The sequence below is a fragment of the Cupriavidus sp. MPR-AND1C genome (assembly GCF_058809705.1).
The window spans coordinates 1-14,587 of record NZ_JBXASU010000137.1 but is presented as its reverse complement, the minus strand read 5'-3'; the positions used below and the strand labels follow the sequence as shown (position 1 = coordinate 14,587).

Sequence of the window (14,587 nt, the reverse complement as noted above, 5' to 3'; positions counted from 1 at the left end):
GCGCTGGCGCACGAGCGCTACAAGAACATGGGCCTGGGTGCGCGCGACGACGCCGTGGCCATGCAATTCCTGATCCCGGGCTGGACCTTCGACAACAAGGCGCCCTGCATGGTCCGGTGAGCCGCATCCGCGGCCCTCGCACGAATACGAGCAAACCACCAAGAACAAGGAGACAACCATGAACAAATTCCGTGGCCGGCCGGCCGCCGCAGGCACGCTTGCCGCACCCGCGCGGCGCAAGTTCGGCCGGCTTGCCGCGGGCATGCTCGCCGCCGTGACCGCGCTCGCCGCCGCGCTCGCCGTGACCGGCGCCGCAGCCGCCTCGCCGGCATGGCCCCAGAAGGCCGTCGCCGTGGTGGTGCCGTTTCCTGCGGGCGGCTCCACCGATACCATTGCGCGCATGCTGGCGGTGCCGCTCAATGAAAAGCTGGGCCAGCCGTTCGTGATCGACAATCGCCCCGGCGCTACCGGGGCCATCGGCGCGACCATGGTCAAGCGTGCGCCTGCCGATGGCTACACCTTGCTGGTGGCGTCGATCGGCGTCTATGCCGTGAACCCGTTCCTGCAAAAGAACCTGGGCTATGACCCGGCCAAGGACTTCGACCTGCTGACGGTGGCCGTGCGCGCACCCAACGTGCTGGTCACCAAGCCGGATTTCCCTGCGAAGAACTTGCAGGAGCTGGTCGCCTACATGAAGAAGAATCCGGGCAAGGTGGCGTTCGCCAGCTCCGGCGCAGGTTCGTCGGACCATTTGACGGCCGCGCTGTTCTGGCAAAAGTCCGGCACCGACGGCCTTCACGTTCCTTACAAGGGTGGGGCGCCGGCCATCTCCGACCTGCTCGCCGGCCAGGTGGACGTCTCGTTCCAGAACGTCAACGCGGTGCTGCAACATATCCGCAGCGGCAAGCTCAAGGCGCTGGCGGTGACCGGCGACAAGCGCTCGGCGGTGCTGCCGAACGTGCCCACCATGGCGGAGGGCGGCGTGAAGGACGTGGACGTGTATTCGTGGCAAGCCGTGGCCGCGCCGCGCGGGCTGCCGAAGGACGTCAAGGCAAGACTGCATGCCGCGCTGGTCGGTGCGCTCAATGAGCCGCAGATGCGACAGAAGCTGGCCGAGAACGGCTTCGAGGTGGTTGCCAATACGCCGGAGCAGTTCGAGCAGTTCGAGAAGCAGGAACTCCAGCGCTGGAAGGGCGTGATCGAGGCGGGCAAGATCAGCATCGATTAAGCACGCGGCATCCGCGCAAGCATTGCTCTTTGCCCCGCCCGTGCGCGGGGCGTTTTTATTGGGTGCGCGCGGAATCGGGCGCCGGCCGTTGCGACCTGATAGGCTAGCCCTACGCGCGCTATGCGCGGCCGCACCGCCGACGCCTTCCATGATCCGCTTCTGCAAATCACCCCTTTGTCTGCTGATAGAAACAAAGTCGCGATGGCTGATTCCGCGCGGCTTCGACGGCTTCGCGCCGGGGCCGCTGATCCTGGTGCGGCCGGGCGTGAGCCAGGCGCTGATCGAGCATGAAAAGGTGCATGTGCGGCAATTCTGGCGTTCAGGTGGTCTGATGGGCGTGCTTTACCTGGCGAGCCCGCGCTGGCGCCTGCGTTTCGAGCTGGAGGCCTACCGCGAGCAGCTCAAGCATTGCGAGCCTGGCGCCGCGCATCATTTCGCGCGCATGCTGGCGCGGCACTATCGGCTGGACATGACGCAGGAGCAGGCGTATCGCCTTCTGACGGCGCCGGGCACGGCGGAGTAACGGGCTTGCCAGTACGCATGACGGTTCAATTCGCATGCGCTTCGAAGTGCTCAAGCGAGACGCGCAGATCGCTTGCCTTCAGGCCGTGGCACGCGGCGAGGAGGCCGCCTGCGCGCAAGCGCGTCGCGATGCGGAATGCCGGCAACTCGACGATGATTTCGCCTTTGTTGTCGCCTGCAATGAAGGCGGTGAGTTCATGGAGCCGGCCCATGTCGATCGACTGCGCCGGATTGCGGCGCGAACGTGGCTGCGCACGCTGAACGATCGCGTGGGCCTTTCACGGGACGAGACAGCGCGCAAGGACCGCATGCCCGCGCCCGACCTGCCGGCCGTCGAACCATTGCTTGCGGACAAGCAGGAGCACCGCATCGAGCGCAGTGGGCAGGACCGGTTCGCCGCGGGCAACCCTTGGGGCTTTCGCATGACGGTTCCCGAATGCCTGTACAACCGCGGTGAATCGCACAACCTGTCAGTTGCACGCGGCACGTTGTCCGAGGAGGAGCGGTTCAAGATCAACGAGCACATCATGCAGACGCTGGTCATGCTGTCGCAGTTACCGTTTCCCAAGCATTTGCGCCAGGTGGCGGAGATCGCGGGCGGGCACACGAAAAAGTGGATGGGACGGGTTACCCGAAACGCTTGAAGGGCGGGGAGATGAGCCCTCTGGCAAGGATGATGGCAATTGCGGACATCTTCGAGGCGCTGACCGCGCCGGATCGTCCCTACAGGAAAGCCAAGACACTGTCCGAGTCCATCCACATCATGTCATGCATGAAGCGGGACCAGCATATCGATCCGGATCTGTTTGAATTGTTTCTGGTATCCGGCGTCTATCGCGACTATGCCGCGCAGTTCATGAACAAGGAGCGGATCGATAACGTGGATATCGGGCGCTGTGTGCACGATGAACTGGCGCGCTGAACGCGCAATCAGCGTTTCCAGGCGATCGGTGCGGTGATCGAGCAGGCTGTCACCTTGCCATACCAGGTCCTGCTGGTAGTGAGATGGATGCTTTGCTCGGTCACGGGCTCGATCTGCCGCTGCCGGCGCTCGGCCAGGCTGTTGGCCACGCTGGCAAGCGCTGCCTTGCACTGCGCCGCGGCCGCGCTGGCGCGCACGGTGAGCCGCTCGTAGCGATAGTTGACCAAGAGCGTGAAGCCATCCGCTGTGTAGGTGGTGGTGTACTCGGTGTCCGTGTCATACGTGGACATTTGCAGGCCAGCATAGGGCGCCGGCGCCGGCGTGGTGCATGCTGCCGCTGCGAGGCAGGCTATCGCCGCCAACGCCTTCGTGGATTTCAATTGCGATCTCCAGTGATTCCTTCGAGGGACGCGGGGCGCATCTTGCGCGCGTGTACGGTGGGGGGCGGGCAGCCGGGGTATGTCACCCGCTGATCTTCATGCGGCGAGGAATCTGGCGGAAGCGGTGAGATTCGAACTCACGGATGGGTCACCCCATCGGCAGTTTTCAAGACTGCTGCCTTAAACCACTCGGCCACGCTTCCAGAAAAGGTATGGCAGGCATTGTAGCGCGAAGCGGGGGATGTCCCTGCCCGAGCGGCATGCTGCCTTGGACGCCGGCACGACGGCCAGCGCCGCGCATTATAGCAAGTGCGGGGACGCGCGGCAGCATGCGGCGTGCAAAGTTGTTTTGTCGGTGTTCGTCGGACACGACGGAACCTTCATTTCGTCCGACTGATCCTAATATGCGTGAGGGGGGGCGCATGCCGATGCGCCGCGTTCCCTCGTTCCGCGCATTTGCAATCACTTGAGGAGAACAACTGATGAACGGCAAGACTCTGTTGAGCGTGGCGGCGGCCACCGCGGTGGTTGGCTTGGCGGGTTGCGCGGCGCCCGGTGGTTATGGCGGCGGCTATGGCGGTGGCTACGGCGCGCCGCAGCAACCAGCGTACCAGGCACCGCCCCCGCCCCCTGGCGCCAACACCTACCAGGCACCCGCGAATTCGGTGTTCTATGGCCGGGTGGAATCGATCGAGCCGGTGACGACGCAGCAAGGCAGCTCGGGCTTGCTTGGCACGGTGATCGGCGGCGTGGCCGGTGGCTTGCTGGGCCACCAGATCGGCGGGGGCACCGGCAACACCATCGCCACCATCGGCGGCGCGGTGGCGGGCGGCGTGGCGGGCAACCAGATCGAGAAGCGCGCGGGCAGCAGCACCGATACTGTGTATCGCGTCAACGTGCGGCTGGACGACGGCCGCATGGCTACCGTGACGCAGCGCAACGTCAGCAATCTGCGCATCGGTTCCCGCGTCCAGGTGGCCAACGACATGGCGACGCCATACTGACCGGCATTGCTGGGCGCTCAGTGAAACGGCCACCCTCGGGTGGCCGTTTCACTGAGCGCGGCGTGGCGTTGAGATCAACCTTTCAGGAACATCTCCTGCAGGTCGTTCAGGAAACGCCGCCCAAGCTCGGTGGGCTTGATGGTGGACAGATCCGCTTCCAGCAGGCCTTTCTTTTCGGCGGCGGCCAGGTCGCGGCTGATGGTGTGCAGCGGCAGCCCGGTGTGGTCGAAGAATGTGCTGGCCGGCACGCCATCAGTCAGGCGCAGCGCGTTCAGCATGAACTCGAAGGGCAGGTCGGCGGCGCCGACATCGTGTTGCTCCTGCACCGCGTTGCCGGCCATGGCCTGCGCCATATACGTGGCGGGATGCTTGTGGCGCATCTGGCGCAGCACCCGGTGCGGGAACGACAGCTTGCCGTGCGCGCCGGCCCCGATGCCCAGGTAGTCGCCAAAGCGCCAGTAGTTCAGGTTGTGGCGCGCTTGCCGGTGTGGCCGGGCGTAAGCCGAGGTTTCGTAGTGGACGTAGCCCGCCTGCGCGGTGCGCGCTTCGATCAGGTCCTGCATTTCATACGCGCTGTCGTCATCCGGCAGCGCCGGCGGGAACTTGGCGAACAGCGTGTTGGGCTCCAGCGTCAGGTGATAGAGCGACAGGTGCGTGGTGTTGAACGAGAGCGCCGTTTCCAGGTCGTCGGCGCATTCCGCCATCGTCTGGCCAGGCAGCGCGTACATCAGGTCGAGGTTGACGTTGTCGAAGTTGTCCAGCGCGATGCCGATCGCCGCGCGGGCTTCGGCGCCGCCGTGGATGCGGCCAAGCGCGGCAAGATGGCGGTCGTTGAAACTCTGGATGCCGATGGACAAGCGGTTGATGCCGCTGGCGCGATAGCTGGCGAAGCGCTCTGCTTCGAACGTGCCGGGGTTGGCCTCCATCGTGATCTCGGCGTCGGCGTCCAGCGGCAACAGCGCACGGATATCCGACAGCAGCCGGTCCATGCCGGCGGCCGACAGCAGGCTGGGGGTGCCGCCGCCGATGAAGACCGTGTGCACCTGGCGGCCCCATACCAGCGGTAGCGATTGCTCCAGGTCGGCGCGCAGCGCGTCCAGGTAGGCGTCTTCCGGGATGTCGTGGCTGTCCGTCGCGCCGGGCACGGCATGCGAGTTGAAATCGCAATACGGGCACTTTCGCACGCACCACGGGATATGCACGTAGAGCGACAGCGGCGGGGAGCCGGGCAGCGCGAGCTGGCCAGGCTGCAGCCACAATGACTTGGTATCGGCGGGGGCGCGGGCGCCAGCGCCCGTGGACGCCAGGGGAACGATCGGGATCATGGGCAGCCAGTCCTGGGGCCGCCGGCCTGCAGGCGCTCGGTCAGTGCCTTGAGCGCGAGGGCGCGGTGGCTGACGGCGTTTTTTTCCTCGGCGCTCAGTTCGGCTGCGGTCTTGCCCAGGTGCGGCAGCAGGAAGTGCGGATCATAGCCAAAGCCGGCGTTGCCGCGCGGTGCATCGACCACCTCGCCAGCCCACACGCCCTCGGCGATCACCGGCCTCGGATCCTCGGCATGGCGCACCAGCACCAGCACGCAGTAGTAGTAGGCGTGGCGGTTGAGCTTGCCGGCCAGCTGCGAGATGAGGTGCGCGTTGTTGGCGGCATCGGACTTGGGCTTGCCCACGAGTTGCGCATAACGCGCCGAATAGACGCCCGGCGCGCCATCCAGCGCGTCGACGCAGATGCCGGAGTCATCCGCCAGCGCGGGCAGGCCGGCCAGGCGGCTGGCGTGGCGCGCCTTGGTGAGGGCGTTCTCGACGAAGGTGGCGTAGGGTTCCTCGGCCTCGGCAATGCCGAGCTGCCCCTGCGGGATCACCTCGAAGCCGAGCGGCGCCAGCAGCGCGCCAAACTCGCCGAGCTTGCCGGGGTTGTTGGAGGCGAGGACCAGGCGTTGCATGGCGTTCACCGTATCAGGCCAGGCCCAGCGCGCGGCGCTGGTGCGCCACCAGTTCGGCGATGCCTTGCTCGGCGATGCGCGTCATTGCATCGAGATCGGCACGGCTGAACGGCACGCCCTCGGCGGTGCCTTGCACTTCGACAAAGCCGCCGCTGCCGGTCATCACCACGTTCATGTCGGTGTCGCAGTTGCTGTCCTCGGCGTAATCCAGGTCGAGCACGGCCACGCCATCCACCATGCCAACCGACACGGCGGCAACGAAGTCGCGGATCGGGCTGGCCTTGATCTGGCCGTCGCGCAGCATGGCGGAAACAGCGTCATGGGCGGCCACGAAGGCGCCGGTGATGGCCGCGGTACGGGTGCCGCCATCGGCCTGCAGCACGTCGCAGTCCAGGTGGATGGTGAATTCGCCCAGCGCCGACAGATCGAACACCGAGCGCATCGCGCGGCCGATCAGGCGCTGGATTTCCTGCGTGCGTCCGGTCTGCTTGCCGCGGGCGGCTTCACGGTCCGAGCGCGTGTGGGTGGCGCGCGGCAACATGCCGTACTCGGCGGTGACCCAGCCTTCGCCGCTGCCCTTTTTGTGGGGGGGCACCTTGGCCAGCACGCTGGCGGTGCACAGCACCTTGGTGTCGCCAAAGGCACTCAGGACGGCGCCTTCGGCGTGACGGGTGTATTGGCGGGTCAGAGCAATAGGGCGCAGCGCATCGGCTGCGCGTCCGCTGGGTCGCATGTGGGAGTTTTCTCGAAATTCGATTCAGGACCCGGATTTTAACGCCGCCGGGCTGCGCGTGCGCGTCCTGCGCCAACTCCCCTCGCGGGGGAGGGCGAATTCCCGCGCCATTGCGGCGCGGGCGGTACTTGGCCCGGGCTCAGCGCATGAAATTGCTGGTCTTGTCGATCGCCGCGCGGATCTCCGCGATGGAGCGCTCGATCTCCTCCTCGGAGAGCAGGTCGGTATCGCCGCCGTTGTTCTCCAGGATCGAGGTGGTGAACGTGTTGAGCGGCAGGGTCTCGGTGGCGACCGACTCCTCGTTGGACGGGTGGGCGTCGAGTTCCCACATCATGGCGATGGCCGTCGTGTTGTCGGCACCGTCGCCGGCGTTGTGCAGCGCCTGCTCGATCAGGTCCGGGATGGCATGCACCACGGACAAGCTGGTGACCTTCTCGACCAGCAGTTGCTCTTCGATGCTGCCCCACAGCCCGTCGGAGCATAGCAGCGCCACGTCGCCCGGCTCCAGCCGCAGCGGGCCGCCGATATCGATCAGCGGCAGGTTGGGCGAGCCCAGGCAGTTGTAGAGCTTGTTGCGCTCGGGGTGATTGGCCACTTCGATTGGCAGCACGCGCTCCTGTTGCAACAGGTTCTCGATCTTGGAGTGGTCGCGCGTGCGGGTCAGCAGGTTACCCTTGCGTACCAGGTAGAGGCGCGAGTCGCCGGCGTGGGCCCAGTGGATCTGGCCGTTCTGGACCAGGCAGCAGACAACGGTGGTACGCGGGACGTCGGCCAGCTGGTTGGCTTCAGCGTAGCGATGAATTTCCCGGTGGGCCAGCATGATCGTGTCTTGCAGGAAATCGGCAGGATTGCGGATCGAGGGCCGGGCCTGGGCCTGGAACTGGCGTGCCAGGGTCTGCAAGGCTTGCTGCGCGGCGACTTCGCCCAGCGCATGGCCGCCCAGGCCATCGGCCAGGACCATCAGCAGGGCATCGCGCGTGAAGCAATAGCCCATGCGGTCCTGGTTGATGCGGCGGCCGCCTTTTCTGCTTTCCTGGTAGACGGAGAATCGCATGGTGGCTGTAGGAGTCAGTTCTTGGGAGACGGCGGCGTCATCAGCGCGCCCCACCGGCACAGCGTGCGGGCGGGCCGCGAGGCGACGGTTCTCATCATAGTTGTTATTGATAGCGCAAGGGGCGGAGGGAGGGGTCCTGCACACGGCGCGGGGATGGCGCCTTTTTGTGCTTTATTCGCCTCTTTTGCCAGCCTCCTTGGCCTGGATTGCCGCGGCTGGCTCCTCGCGCTTGCGCAGCAGCGTCATGAACCGGCTTGCGAGGGGGCGCTCGGTGGTGGCCGCGGCTGCGGGCGCGGCCGCTTGTTCGCCTAGTGCGTTGGTTTGTTCGCGCAGCTCCTTCTGCAGCCGGAACACGCTTTGCGGCCGCTCGGAAGGGGGCAGGCGCAGGCACCATTCGACCAGGTCCACCAGGCCGTTGGTATAGCTGGCGCGCAGCCGCGTGATGGAGTCCGCCATGCGGTCGTCCTTCTCGCGCTGGTTGGCCTCCTGGGGTGGCATGCCGGCCATGCAGGCGTAGAGCGTGGCGCCAAGGCTGTAGATGTCGGTCCACGGGCCCAGCTCGGAATGCTTGCCGTAAAGCTCCGGTGCGGCAAAGCCCGGCGTGTACATCGGCTGAAAGCGTGCCGCTTCCATGCTCAGGATCTGGCGGGCGGCGCCAAAGTCGAGCAGGATTGGCGATTCGTCTTCGCGCAGGTAGATGTTGCCTGGCTTGATGTCCAGGTGCAGCAGCTTGTGGATATGCACTTCGCGAAGGCCGCTCATCAGGTCATGAAAAACCTTGCGGATGAAGTGTTCGCGCAGCACCTTGGCGCGGCCTTGCTGGCGCGCGTGCAGGATGTGTTCCTGCAGCGTCTTGCCCAGCTCGTAGTTCATCACCATGTAGACGGTGGAATTCTCGCGGAAGAAATTCACCACGCGTACCACGCTGGGATGCGAAATCTTCGCCAGCGAGCGCCCTTCCTCGAAGAAATACTTGAGCCCCAGCCGGAACGACGCCGCGCTTTCGTCGGGCACCACGGGGATCAGCTCGCCCGGTTGGCGGCGTGCCAGCGACGACGGCAGGTACTCCTTGATCGCGACAGGCGAGCCGGTCTCGTCGGTCGCGAGGTAGACGAAACTGAACCCCCCGCTGGCCAACTTCTTTACAATACGATAGTTGGACAGCAGCGTGCCGATGGGCAGCGGTGCGCTCTTCGGAGGTGATGCGCCCTTTGGCTCTGTCATAGGATTCGGGACCTTGATTGCCTCAGGATTGTCCTGACTAATCGAAGACTTGTAAAGAACACAATAGCGGCCATTTTGGCCTCTCTTTTCGGCGTTCAGCCAGCGCGGTTGCAGGGTTGCCGGCTCCCCGGGCTGTTTGAACCCATGCGGCCAGATGGCCATTTCGCGAGACTATTCAATGATCCATAGCATGACAGGCTACGGCCTGGCGACGCGCCAGGCGCCGCTGACGGACGCGCAAGGCGCGCCCACCGGCAGGACCGCATCCGTTTCGGTGGAGTTCCGCACGGTCAATTCGCGATTCCTCGACCTGTTTTTCCGGGCTCCCGAAGAATGCCGCGCTTTCGAGCCGGCGCTGCGGGAAATGCTCATGGCCAAGCTGTCGCGCGGCAAGCTGGAATGCCGCATCAACCTGCAGCGCGCCGATGCCGGCGCCGGTGGCACCACGCTGGCGCTCAACGATGCCTTGCTGGCGCAGATCCGCTCGATCGAGGCAACGGTGGCGGCCACCTTCACGCAAGCCGGCTCGCTGCGCATGGGCGAGATCCTGCGCTGGCCCGGCGTGCTGGTGGAACCCGAGTTGTCGCAGGACGCCCTGCGCGAGGCCGTGATGGGCGCGGCCAAGGAAGCGCTGGGCCAGTTGCTGGAAGCGCGCCGCCGCGAGGGCGACGCGCTCAAGGCCACGCTGGACGAGCGCATCGAAGCCATGCTGGCCATCGTCGAGCGCCTCACGCCCACCATCCCGCAACTGATCGCCCATCACCAGGACAAGCTCACCGAGCGCCTGCAGGAAGCCTTCAACCTGGTAGCGCCCGGCGGCATGCCGTCGATGAGCCGGGACGAAATCGGCGAGCGCATCCGCCAGGAAGCCACGGTCTACGGCATCCGCATCGACATTGCCGAAGAGCTGTCGCGCCTGCAGGCCCACCTGAACGAAACCCGCCATATCCTCAAGAAGGGCGGGCAGGCTGGCAAGCGGCTCGATTTCATGATGCAGGAGCTCAACCGCGAAGCGAACACGCTGGGCTCCAAATCAGCGGCCAAAGAACTGGCCGATGCCGCCATGGAACTCAAACTGCTGATCGAGCAGATGCGAGAACAGATTCAGAACCTAGAATAATCATCATGAGTGAAACGTCGTCCCACGTCGCCATCGACACCGCCTACCCCGGCAACCTGTTCATGGTGGTGGCGCCTTCCGGCGCCGGCAAGTCCACCCTGGTCAACGCGCTGCTGGCGCAGGACCAGGCCATTCGCCTATCCATCTCGCACACCACCCGCGCGCCGCGTCCCGGCGAGCAGGATGGCCGGGAATACCATTTCACCACCGTGGACGCGTTCCGCGCGGCGCGCGATCGCGGCGAATTTCTCGAGTGGGCGGAAGTGCACGGCAACTACTACGCCACCTCGCGGGTGTGGATTGAGCAACAGATGGCCCAGGGCAACGATGTGCTGCTGGAAATCGACTGGCAGGGCGCGCAGCAGGTGCATCAGCGTTTTTCCAACGCCATGGAAATCTTCATCCTGCCGCCGTCGCTGCAAGCGCTTGAAGAACGCCTGAACAAGCGCGGCCAGGACGAGCCGAACGTGATCGTGCGCCGCCTGCTGGCAGCCGGCAGCGAGATGGCTCACGCGTCCGAGTCGGACTATGTCATCATCAACGAGGTTTTCGAGCAGGCGCTCGAACAGCTTCGCAGCGTCATCCGCGCTACCCGTCTGCGTTTTTCATCGCAAAAAGCGCGTCACGCCGACCTCTTCATCGAGCTTGGCATTCATTGATCCGGAGCGCGGCGGGAACGTTTCTTGCCGCGTGCTGTAAAATAGCCGGCATCGCATAAGGTTTTGTCCCGAGGTGGATTACATATGGCGCGTATTACCGTCGAAGATTGTCTGAAACACATCCCGAATCGCTTCGAGCTCGCGCTCGCGGCAACGTACCGGGCCCGTCAGCTGGTGCAGGGTCACACTCCCAAGGTCGAGGCCAAGGACAAGCCCACGGTCGTGGCGCTGCGCGAGATCGCCTCGGGCCAGATCGGCATCGAGATGCTCAAGAAGGTACCGACCTGATTTTCGGGCGGCGGTGGCCAGTCCTAGCAACGCGTACCTTTGCATTGAGACTCTGCTAACGTACCTGTTCGCGTACTTGCTTAACCAGCCAGATTACAGAAGCCGCCCACATGTCTTCCTCCCAGCCTTCCCCCCCTGTCGCGACGGCCAGCCCCACGGCCACGCCAGCGCGATTGCGCGGAGAAGCCACTGGTGACGCGAGTGGCGATGCATTGCCACCCGTTCAGCGCAAGCGCGCCGTGCCCGGTCAGTCGGCCGTGACGGCGCGTACCGGCGCTCCCAATCTTCCCGATCCGCTTGGCAACGATGTCGTTGGCGAGCGCGCCGTCGCCCCGGCAATGGGTGCGGGCAAGGCAAGAGCCGCCCAGGCTGCCGCCGAAAGTGAACTGAGCGAGGCGCCGCAGGGTGCTGCGCCGGGCGACGCGCTCTTCATCGATGCGGTGCTGGCGCAGTCTTATCGTCACTTCTTCGGCCCGACTTCGCAACCCGCAGTGCCTCCGCGCCAGCAGGTGATCTCGATCACCCGGCTGATGGAGAAGCTCGCTTATCTCAAGCCGGCGGACCAGGCGCACGTGCGCGAAGCCTTCCAGTTCTCGGACGAAGCTCACCTTGGCCAGTATCGCCAGAGCGGCGAGCCCTATATCACGCATCCGGTAGCGGTGGCCGAACTGTGCGCCGACTGGAAGCTCGATGTCCAATCCATCATGGCGGCGTTGCTGCACGATGTGATGGAAGACCAGGGCATCACCAAGAGCGAGCTGGCGGAAAAATTCGGCCCCAAGGTGTCCGAGCTGGTCGATGGCCTGACCAAGCTGGACAAGCTCGAATTCCAGAGCCGCGAGCAGGCGCAGGCGGAGAGCTTCCGCAAGATGCTGCTGGCGATGGCGCGCGATGTGCGGGTGATTCTGGTCAAGCTGGCCGACCGCACCCACAACATGCGCACGCTTGATTTCGTGCCGCCGGAAAAGCGGCGCCGGATCGCGCTCGAGACCATGGAGATCTACGCGCCGATCGCGCATCGGCTTGGTCTCAACACCACGTACCGCGAACTGCAGGAACTGTCCTTCAAGGTTGGTTCGCCGTTCCGCTATGCCACGCTGGAAAAAGCGGTCAAGGCAGCGCGCGGCAACCGGCGCGAGGTGGTCAAGCGTATTCTCGAAGCCGCGCAGAAGGCGCTGGGCGACGCCGGCATTGTGGCGGAGCTGTCGGGGCGTGAAAAGACGCTCTACAGCATCTACCGCAAGATGCACGACAAGCAGCTGTCGTTCTCGCAGGTGCTCGATGTGTATGGTTTCCGCGTGGTCGTGGAAACCCAGATGCACACCTATATGGCGATGGGCGCGTTGCACGGGCTGTACAAGCCCATGCCGGGCAAGTTCAAGGACTACATCGCCATTCCCAAGATCAACGGCTACCAGTCTTTGCATACCACGCTGGTGGGCCCGTTCGGCACGCCGGTGGAGTTCCAGATCCGCACCCGCGACATGCACCAGATCGCGGAAGCCGGCGTGGCCGCGCACTGGATGTACAAGCATCAGGCCGACCAGGCAAACGATATCCAGCAGCAGGCGCACCAGTGGCTGCAGTCGCTGCTCGATATCCAGAGCCAGACCGGTGATTCGCAGGAATTCCTCGAGCACGTCAAGATCGACCTGTTCCCGGATGCGGTCTATGTGTTTACGCCCAAGGGGCATATCCGCGCGCTGCCGCGCGGCGCCACCGCGCTCGATTTCGCCTATGCCGTGCACAGCGACCTCGGCAACCAGTGCGTGGCGGTCAAGATCAACAACGAGCTGCTGCCGCTGCGCACGGAGCTCAAGAGCGGCGATATCGTCGAGGTGGTGACGGCGCCGTACTCCAAGCCCAATCCGGCATGGCTGGCGTTCGTGCGCACCGGCAAGGCACGCGCGGCCATCCGCCACTATCTCAAGACCACCCGGCTCGACGAAGCCATCCAGCTTGGCGAGCGCCTGCTGGAGCAGTCGGCGCGACAGCTCGGCATCGAGCTCAAGGCGCTGCCTCAGTCGGTGTGGGACCGCATGGTGCAGTGGACCGGCAACAAGCACAAGGAAGACATTTTCGCCGACCTGGCGCTGGGACGACGCGTGCCGGCCGTGGTGGCCAAGCGCATGGAGATCCTGCTGCAGGAGCTTTCCGGCGATGTCGACAGCGCGCTGCTGGCGGCCGTGCAGACTTTCGCCGGCGAGGAAGCCCCCGCTGTGCCGATCACCGGCGATGAAGGCATGTCGATGATCTTCTCATCATGCTGCCGGCCAATTCCCGGCGATTCCATCGTCGGCTACCTGGGCAAGGGCGAGGGTTTGCAGATTCACGTCCAGGATTGCAAGATAGCCAAGCGCCTGCACAGCAAGGACCCGGAGCACTGGATCGATGTGATGTGGGCGAAGAAGACCACGCGCTCCTTCGATGTGTCGATCAAGGTGATGGTGCGCAACGTCAAGGGCATCGTCGCCCGCGTGGCGGCCGACCTGACTTCGGCCGACGCCAACGTCGCGCACGTGGCGATGGAGCAGCAGGAGGGCGGCCATCAGGAAGCCACCTACATGCAGTTCATCATCCAGGTGCAGAACCGCCTGCATCTTGCCAACGTGATGCGGGCGCTGCGGCGCAACCCCGACGTCATCCGTATCTTCCGCGATCGCAACGACGGCTGACGCAGCCTTCCCGCACACAAGCACTGAGCCCGGCCGAGCCGGGCTCAGTGCTTTTCCGGCTGCGCGACGGCGATCGGTTCCGCCCGCTTGCCGGGATAGCTGACCTTCAGGATATCGATCTGCTCCACCCCTGCCGGCGTGCGCAGCAGCACCGTATCGCCTTCGCGCGCCTTGAGCAGCGCGCGCGCGATCGGCGAGATCCAGCTCACGTGGTTGCTGTCGAGGTCCACCTCGTCGGTGCCGACGATCGTCACGGTGGTTTCCTCGCCGGCCTGGTCGGCATAGGTGACGGTGGCACCGAAAAAGATCTGGTCGTTGTCGCCCTGCAGGGACGGGTCCACCACCTCGGCCTTCTCCAGGCGCTTGGTCAGGAAGCGGATGCGGCGATCGATCTCGCGCAGGCGTTTCTTGCCATAGTGGTAATCGCCGTTCTCGGAACGGTCACCATTGGATGCGGCCCACGAAACGATCTGGACCACCTCCGGGCGAGCCGTGTCGATCAGGTGCATCAGTTCATCGCGCAAGCGCTGGTAGCCTTGCGCCGAGATGTAGTTCTTGGTGCCAGGCGGCAGCGGGGTAGCGCCTTCGGGAAGGTCGTCGTCCTCGTCGCCGGATGACTCTTTGACAAATGCCTTGTTCATGATCCGATCACATCTGCGGGGCTGTCATTATAGGAAGCGGCGGCCCGCCGGAGGGAAAAGCAAAAAAAGTGGGGCAAGGGGGTTCCCAAATTTCAAAAGTACGTTATAATTTCTTTCTCGAGTGCGGCTGTAGCTCAGTTGGATAGAGTACTTGGCTACGAACCAAGGGGTCGTGGGTTCGAATCCTGCCAGCCGCAC

Annotated in this window: 14 protein-coding genes, 2 tRNA genes and 1 pseudogene; 9 read left to right on the top strand and 8 right to left on the bottom strand. The window is 64.7% G+C overall.

Annotated elements, in window-relative coordinates:
• The first annotated feature begins 262 nt into the window (after positions 1-262).
• From AC1RWI_RS35965 to AC1RWI_RS35955, 3 genes and pseudogenes are all read left to right on the top strand, one after another.
• Entirely contained in the window at positions 263-1,228 is a 966-nt protein-coding gene (locus tag AC1RWI_RS35965; protein ID WP_492870695.1) for a Bug family tripartite tricarboxylate transporter substrate binding protein, read from the top strand.
• A 148-nt stretch (positions 1,229-1,376) separates the two neighbouring features.
• Positions 1,377-1,751, top strand: a complete 375-nt coding sequence (locus AC1RWI_RS35960) for a hypothetical protein (protein ID WP_492870694.1) — start codon at positions 1,377-1,379, stop codon at positions 1,749-1,751.
• Between the two features lie 34 nt (positions 1,752-1,785).
• Positions 1,786-2,672 (top strand): annotated as a pseudogene (locus AC1RWI_RS35955) (HD-GYP domain-containing protein).
• A gap of 8 nt (positions 2,673-2,680) precedes the next feature.
• Here AC1RWI_RS35955 and AC1RWI_RS35950 read toward each other — a convergent pair.
• Entirely contained in the window at positions 2,681-3,052 is a 372-nt protein-coding gene (locus tag AC1RWI_RS35950) for a hypothetical protein (protein ID WP_492870693.1), read from the bottom strand.
• Between the two features lie 113 nt (positions 3,053-3,165).
• Positions 3,166-3,255, bottom strand: a tRNA-Ser gene (locus tag AC1RWI_RS35945).
• A 279-nt stretch (positions 3,256-3,534) separates the two neighbouring features.
• On the opposite strand from AC1RWI_RS35945, the gene AC1RWI_RS35940 reads away from it, so the two are divergent.
• Complete coding sequence (locus tag AC1RWI_RS35940; protein ID WP_052494452.1) at positions 3,535-4,056, top strand: outer membrane lipoprotein; 522 nt, start codon at positions 3,535-3,537, stop codon at positions 4,054-4,056.
• Positions 4,057-4,130: 74 nt separating this feature from the next.
• Here the strand turns inward: AC1RWI_RS35940 and hemW are convergent, their stop codons facing one another.
• The 5 genes from hemW to AC1RWI_RS35915 form a co-directional block, all read right to left on the bottom strand.
• The gene (gene hemW / locus AC1RWI_RS35935) at positions 4,131-5,381 is read right to left on the bottom strand and encodes a radical SAM family heme chaperone HemW (RefSeq protein WP_043344594.1); all 1,251 of its coding nucleotides are present in this window, start codon (positions 5,379-5,381) and stop codon (positions 4,131-4,133) included.
• Complete coding sequence (gene rdgB / locus AC1RWI_RS35930) at positions 5,378-5,995, bottom strand: RdgB/HAM1 family non-canonical purine NTP pyrophosphatase (RefSeq protein ID WP_043344597.1); 618 nt, start codon at positions 5,993-5,995, stop codon at positions 5,378-5,380. The genes hemW and rdgB overlap by 4 nt, the downstream gene beginning before the upstream one ends.
• Before the next feature lie 13 nt (positions 5,996-6,008).
• Positions 6,009-6,728, bottom strand: a complete 720-nt coding sequence (gene rph / locus AC1RWI_RS35925; protein ID WP_043344600.1) for a ribonuclease PH — start codon at positions 6,726-6,728, stop codon at positions 6,009-6,011.
• 139 nt (positions 6,729-6,867) lie between these two features.
• The gene (locus AC1RWI_RS35920) at positions 6,868-7,782 is read right to left on the bottom strand and encodes a PP2C family protein-serine/threonine phosphatase (RefSeq protein ID WP_043344603.1); all 915 of its coding nucleotides are present in this window, start codon (positions 7,780-7,782) and stop codon (positions 6,868-6,870) included.
• A 171-nt stretch (positions 7,783-7,953) separates the two neighbouring features.
• The gene (locus AC1RWI_RS35915) at positions 7,954-9,006 is read right to left on the bottom strand and encodes a serine/threonine protein kinase (protein WP_492870692.1); all 1,053 of its coding nucleotides are present in this window, start codon (positions 9,004-9,006) and stop codon (positions 7,954-7,956) included.
• A gap of 178 nt (positions 9,007-9,184) precedes the next feature.
• Between AC1RWI_RS35915 and AC1RWI_RS35910 the strand changes: the two genes are divergently transcribed.
• The 4 genes from AC1RWI_RS35910 to AC1RWI_RS35895 all read left to right on the top strand — a co-directional run bounded on the left by AC1RWI_RS35910 (position 9,185) and on the right by AC1RWI_RS35895 (position 13,748).
• Positions 9,185-10,126, top strand: a complete 942-nt coding sequence (locus tag AC1RWI_RS35910; RefSeq protein ID WP_043351385.1) for a YicC/YloC family endoribonuclease — start codon at positions 9,185-9,187, stop codon at positions 10,124-10,126.
• Between the two features lie 5 nt (positions 10,127-10,131).
• The gene (gene gmk / locus AC1RWI_RS35905) at positions 10,132-10,785 is read left to right on the top strand and encodes a guanylate kinase (RefSeq protein ID WP_043344606.1); all 654 of its coding nucleotides are present in this window, start codon (positions 10,132-10,134) and stop codon (positions 10,783-10,785) included.
• 84 nt (positions 10,786-10,869) lie between these two features.
• Positions 10,870-11,073, top strand: coding sequence for a DNA-directed RNA polymerase subunit omega (gene rpoZ, locus AC1RWI_RS35900; protein WP_006162413.1), 204 nt, complete (start codon positions 10,870-10,872; stop codon positions 11,071-11,073).
• A gap of 257 nt (positions 11,074-11,330) precedes the next feature.
• A complete protein-coding gene (locus AC1RWI_RS35895; RefSeq protein WP_043351387.1) occupies positions 11,331-13,748 on the top strand; it encodes a RelA/SpoT family protein in 2,418 nt (805 codons plus the stop codon).
• Between the two features lie 44 nt (positions 13,749-13,792).
• On the opposite strand, the gene greB is transcribed toward AC1RWI_RS35895, so the two are convergent.
• Complete coding sequence (greB, locus tag AC1RWI_RS35890) at positions 13,793-14,389, bottom strand: transcription elongation factor GreB (RefSeq protein ID WP_492870691.1); 597 nt, start codon at positions 14,387-14,389, stop codon at positions 13,793-13,795.
• Positions 14,390-14,512: 123 nt separating this feature from the next.
• Here greB and AC1RWI_RS35885 point away from each other — a divergent pair.
• Positions 14,513-14,586, top strand: a tRNA-Arg gene (locus AC1RWI_RS35885).
• Position 14,587: the final 1 nt, after the last annotated feature.

Bases quoted from the DNA above. Each gene is read 5' to 3' on its own strand.
- AC1RWI_RS35965 (WP_492870695.1), top strand. From the start codon at position 263: ATGCTCGCCGCCGTGACCGCGCTCGCCGCCGCGCTCGCCGTGACCGGC.
- AC1RWI_RS35940 (WP_052494452.1), top strand. From the start codon at position 3,535: ATGAACGGCAAGACTCTGTTGAGCGTGGCGGCGGCCACCGCGGTGGTT.
- rph (WP_043344600.1), bottom strand. From the start codon at position 6,728: ATGCGACCCAGCGGACGCGCAGCCGATGCGCTGCGCCCTATTGCTCTG.
- AC1RWI_RS35915 (WP_492870692.1), bottom strand. From the start codon at position 9,006: ATGACAGAGCCAAAGGGCGCATCACCTCCGAAGAGCGCACCGCTGCCC.
- rdgB (WP_043344597.1), bottom strand. From the start codon at position 5,995: ATGCAACGCCTGGTCCTCGCCTCCAACAACCCCGGCAAGCTCGGCGAG.
- gmk (WP_043344606.1), top strand. From the start codon at position 10,132: ATGAGTGAAACGTCGTCCCACGTCGCCATCGACACCGCCTACCCCGGC.
- AC1RWI_RS35960 (WP_492870694.1), top strand. From the start codon at position 1,377: ATGATCCGCTTCTGCAAATCACCCCTTTGTCTGCTGATAGAAACAAAG.
- greB (WP_492870691.1), bottom strand. From the start codon at position 14,389: ATGAACAAGGCATTTGTCAAAGAGTCATCCGGCGACGAGGACGACGAC.
- hemW (WP_043344594.1), bottom strand. From the start codon at position 5,381: ATGATCCCGATCGTTCCCCTGGCGTCCACGGGCGCTGGCGCCCGCGCC.
- rpoZ (WP_006162413.1), top strand. From the start codon at position 10,870: ATGGCGCGTATTACCGTCGAAGATTGTCTGAAACACATCCCGAATCGC.
- AC1RWI_RS35920 (WP_043344603.1), bottom strand. From the start codon at position 7,782: ATGCGATTCTCCGTCTACCAGGAAAGCAGAAAAGGCGGCCGCCGCATC.
- AC1RWI_RS35910 (WP_043351385.1), top strand. From the start codon at position 9,185: ATGATCCATAGCATGACAGGCTACGGCCTGGCGACGCGCCAGGCGCCG.